The sequence below is a fragment of the Deltaproteobacteria bacterium genome, from assembly GCA_030654105.1.
In the GTDB taxonomy this organism is placed as follows: Bacteria; Desulfobacterota; SM23-61; order SM23-61; family SM23-61; genus JAHJQK01.
Genome location: JAURYC010000191.1, coordinates 1 through 3,704, shown reverse-complemented (window position 1 = coordinate 3,704; position 3,704 = coordinate 1). Strand labels below are relative to the sequence as shown.

Genomic DNA, 3,704 nt, shown 5'->3' with positions numbered 1-3,704 from the left:
AAAAGGTTGAAGAGATCATGGTGCTGAAGCTCAATTTACCGGATGCCCTAAATCCCATGACCCAGGAGATGAGCTTGGAATTCCGCCAGGCCATCGAACAAATCGGGGGAGATCCGGAAATTAAAGGGTTGATCCTGACGGGAAGCGGACAAGCTTTCAGCGCCGGCGGGAATCTCAAGGAGATGAAGTACCGGACCGAGGCCCCCCCTTTCCGCCACAAAGAAGAAGTCCGTCAGTTTTATCGAAAATTCTTGAGTATCCGCAACCTCAAAATTCCCACGATTGCCGCCGTCAATGGATATGCCATCGGTGCCGGAGCCTGTCTTCTTCTTGCTTGCGATATTCGGATCGCTTCGGAAAAAGCAAAATTTGGGTTTACCTTTGTAAAGATCGGCATGCACCCAGGAATGGCTGCCACCTACCTGCTTCCCCGCGTTGTGGGGACGGCCAAAGCCTATGAGTTGTTGGCTACCGGCGACATTATCGATGCGGTCGAGGCCTATCGCATCGGTATGGTGAGCAGAGTGGTAAAGGCGGAAGAGTTAATGCCGACCGCCTCAGAACTGGTTAAAAAAATTGCCTCCATGCCCATGGTGGCCGTAAAAACCATGAAGGAATCTATTTACATAAACTTTGAGGAAGCGAACATCGAAGTAGCCCTGGACAGAGAAGCGGCGCACCAAGCCCTTACTTTCACAACCGGAGATATAAAAGAAGGAATCGCCGCTACCATAGAGAAGAGAAAAGCGAAATATTCGGATAATATATGAAACCATCCCGTTTGGTATCCATTTAGCGTTTTGAAAAGACACGCTAAATTTCATTGCCAGTGAAAATTGATGATCTCGTAAAAAGTCCTTTTTATCCCATTTTCGTCATTCCCGCGAAAGCGGGAATCCAGATAATTCAGGCAGTTCTGTCCGCCTGAGGCGGACTGCTTGCGCAGGAGTGATGGCTTTTCTGACTTTTTACGATTTCATCAAAATGGTCAATTGAAAAATGCCAATTTTTCTGTAAAACCCTAATCATTTTGAAATTTGCATTTTAATTTTTGCATTTTGCCTTGAAGTTTAGCCAATTTTTTAAAAAAAAGCTAAACTGTTATTAAGGGGAAAGAATGGAGTTTAAAAATATTCTTTGGGAAAAAAGAGAGGGCGTAGGAATCATCACGATCAACCGTGAAGATGTACGCAACGCCTTGAAAGCCGAGATTCGGGAGGACATCGCCGCCGCGCTGCAATTGGCGGAGAAGGATCAAGAAGTGCGGGTCGTGATCATAACGGGGGTAGGAGAAAAAGTATTCAGCGCTGGGGGCGATATCAAGCAAATGGCCGAGAACACCATGTGGGATATTTTAGAGAGGAGACTTGATATTTTTGCCCAGATTCATCATTTTTCCAAACCGATCATCGCGGCCATCAACGGGTTAGCTCTGGGGGGAGGATGTGAGCTGGCCATGGCCTGTGACTTCCGGGTAGGTAGCGAAAACGCACGGCTGGGGCAGCCCGAAATTAATCTGGGCATCTTTCCGGGCGGCGGAGCCACCCAAAGGTTACAGAGGTTAGTAGGGGTGGGACGAGACAAGGAACTGATCTTTACCGGAGATATTATCGAGGCTCAAGAGGCTGAACGAATCGGCCTCCTGAATAAAGTTTTTCCGGCAAAAGAATTGATGCCCCAGACAATGGCCATCGCCAAAAAGATCTGTAGCAAAGCCCCCTTGGCTTTAAAACTGGCCAAGATGGCGATGAACATGGGGATGGAGACTGGTCTTCAGGTTGGTTTAGGCTACGAAAAACTGGCCAGGACCCTGGTTCATGGAAGTGAGGATCGCTTGGAAGGCATGCGAGCTTTTGTCGAAAAAAGGAAACCGCAATTTAAGGGACGGTAAAAGGAATATCAGATATTTATCTACCGGTGAAAAAAGGTAGCCAGAGGGAAGGAGCCCTGCCATGCCTATTCAAGATTTGATCGGTAAAGAGTTTCCCCCTTTTGACCTGCCCGTTGAACGAGGTAAAATTCGGGAATTCGCCAACGCCATCGGCGACGATAACCCCATTTACTCGGACCCAGCCTACGCGGCCGGAACTGAATTCAAGAGCATCCTCGCCCCACCCACATTTGTGGCTACGAAAGCTTTCTGGCGCAAAGGAGAATCCGTTTTCGAACTCGCTGGCTTCGATCCCCATTTCCGGCTCCACGGCGAAGAAGAATATGAGTACTATAAACCGACTCTGGCAGGGGATGTTCTAACCTGTGAGAGTAAGATTACTGAAGCCTATGAAAAACCGGGCAGACGAGGGGGCAAGATGACCTTTATCGTTTTAGAATTTAGCTTCTACAATCAAAAAGGAGAGAAAGTTTTGGTTTCCCGGACCACCACGATCCAAACGGAAGGGGCAGTCAAGCAATAGGAAGTGCCCAGATGGAAAAGAAGGTCCTTTATCTCGAAGATATCCGCGCAGGGGACGAAGCCCCCCCGGTGGTTGTGGCCAACATTACCCGAACGCACATTGTAAAGTATGCCGGTGCCTCAGGCGACTTTAACCCCATTCACCATGACGAGTTATATGCGATCCGGGGGGGCAATGACCGGGTCTTTGCCATGGGGATGATGACGGCAGGCTTCCTCAGCCACATGATTACGGATTGGGTAGGAGACGGAAAACTGCGCAAATATAGGGTCCGTTTCGCGCGGCAAGTATGGCCTGGCGATACCATTACCTGTAAAGGGAAAATTACCAGGAAATACACGGAAGGAGGAAAGAATTCTATGGAAGCGGAAGTCTTCGCTGAGAACCAGCGCGGGGAGAAGGTGATTACGGGTTCGATTGTCGCTGAGGTTCTGAACAAGCCTGCTGCTTGAAGAAAGTGAGGAGAGGGATGAAGGTCCGCCGTTTTGACCATATAACCGTTGCCGTCAATGACTTGGATGCGGCTATAGAAACTTTTACCCGTTGTTTCAACCTGCAGGCCAAAGACCGCCGGCGCGTCGAGCACCTGGGCATGGAAAATGTATTCCTACCTTTTGGCGATGGGGCCATCGAATTAGCGGCTCCCTTAAAAGATGCCGATGCCGCAGATCATGTTCAGCGGTTTTTGGAACGGCGGGGAGAAGGCATGATGAATCTTTGCCTGACCGTAGAAGATGTCGATGCAGCCATCACCCACCTGAAGAAATGCGGAGTGCGGGTCATTGAACATAAGGACGCCGATGGCGATAATATCGCCATGATCCATCCGAAAGATATGCACGGGGCCATGATCGAGATCCGGCGGGGGAAACGGCTGATCCGGGATGCATGAGGAAGGCAGGAACAACCTCATTTCTTTTTCCTGACCCAAGAAATGATACATCACCCGACCCCGGAAAAACCTAAATTGGTTATGAAAAGGAAAAACATTCCTTTCATCATCCTTTTCTTCTTCTCTTTAACTGTCTATAAAGGTTGCCTACCCTATGGCCGGGAAGGCACCTTGTTAGGGATCGATATTCTGAAGGAGGGGGAGAGAGAAGAGGTTCTCCAGGTAAAGGTAAAAGAAGGTTCAACCCTGAGCCTTGCCTTTATTCATTCCCTGTACCATACTCCCCAGATAGAAATTTATACGGTTATGGCTGAAGGTTTAATTCTCCGAGAGATCCATTTTGGCAATCTCGAAGCGGTCAATTACTACGACCCGAATCCGCGGGGCGATTTACGTCC

Annotated in this window: 6 protein-coding genes; all 6 read left to right on the top strand. The window is 48.9% G+C overall.

Annotated elements, in window-relative coordinates:
- Positions 1-770: enoyl-CoA hydratase-related protein (locus Q7V48_07930; protein MDO9210663.1), on the top strand; the 770-nt coding region annotated here is incomplete at its 5' end.
- A gap of 347 nt (positions 771-1,117) precedes the next feature.
- A complete protein-coding gene (locus Q7V48_07925) occupies positions 1,118-1,891 on the top strand; it encodes an enoyl-CoA hydratase-related protein (GenBank protein MDO9210662.1) in 774 nt (257 codons plus the stop codon).
- Positions 1,892-1,952: 61 nt separating this feature from the next.
- Positions 1,953-2,414: a MaoC family dehydratase N-terminal domain-containing protein gene (locus Q7V48_07920; GenBank protein MDO9210661.1), complete on the top strand. Its 462-nt coding sequence runs from the start codon at positions 1,953-1,955 to the stop codon at positions 2,412-2,414.
- A gap of 11 nt (positions 2,415-2,425) precedes the next feature.
- Positions 2,426-2,866 (top strand): MaoC/PaaZ C-terminal domain-containing protein, encoded by a 441-nt coding sequence (locus tag Q7V48_07915; GenBank protein ID MDO9210660.1) that lies wholly within the window; start codon positions 2,426-2,428, stop codon positions 2,864-2,866.
- A gap of 17 nt (positions 2,867-2,883) precedes the next feature.
- Complete coding sequence (locus Q7V48_07910; GenBank protein ID MDO9210659.1) at positions 2,884-3,306, top strand: VOC family protein; 423 nt, start codon at positions 2,884-2,886, stop codon at positions 3,304-3,306.
- Positions 3,307-3,387: 81 nt separating this feature from the next.
- Positions 3,388-3,704, top strand: a 317-nt coding sequence (locus Q7V48_07905) for a hypothetical protein (protein MDO9210658.1), incomplete at its 3' end; no start/stop codon positions are given.